This window comes from Chryseobacterium sp. sg2396, assembly GCF_042610505.1.
Lineage (GTDB): Bacteria > Bacteroidota > Bacteroidia > Flavobacteriales > Weeksellaceae > Chryseobacterium.
On record NZ_JBHGAQ010000060.1, the window covers coordinates 1 to 640 of the forward strand.

Below are 640 nucleotides of genomic sequence, written 5' to 3' on the forward strand. Positions count from 1 at the left end.
TACACGCAACATTCGTTACTACCGTTGTTCCGCTTACTGCACTGGCAGGTTGGGTTACCGTAGCATTAACAGTCGCTGTACATCCGTTCGCATCAGTGATTACTACTGTATACGTTCCTGCTGCTAATCCCGTTCTGTCTTCAGTGGTGATTCCACCACCCCAATTGAAAGTATATGGTGCTGTTCCTCCTGAAGGTGTTAGGTTGATCGCTCCGTTGGAAGCGCCGTTACACGCAACATTCGTTACTACCGTTGTTCCGCTTACTGCACTGGCAGGCTGGGTAATTGTGAAATTTCTGGATAAAGTACATCCATTAGCATCGGTAATGGTCACTGTATAAGTTCCTGCAAAAAGACCGGTAGCTGTTGCAGCCGTTCCCCCTACCGGAGACCATGAATAGGTATAAGGTGCTGTTCCGCCTGAAACGGTAACAGCTGCTATTCCTGTTGCACCGCCATTACATGCGATATTCGTCTGGGAAGTAGCTGCAACAAGAGCTGCAGGCTGGGTTACCGTTGCATTTACAGTTCCTGTACATCCGTTAGCATCGGTAATGGTTACCGTGTAGGTTCCCGCTGCTAATCCCGTCCTGTCTTCTGTTGTAATTCCGCCACCCCAGTTGAAAGTATATGGTGCTGT

Annotated in this window: 1 protein-coding gene; it reads right to left on the reverse strand. The window is 48.8% G+C overall.

The window, feature by feature from the left end; genetic code table 11:
* Nucleotides 1–640 (reverse strand): SprB repeat-containing protein (locus tag ACED20_RS21180; RefSeq protein WP_378106742.1); only part of this gene is annotated, 640 nt, incomplete at both ends.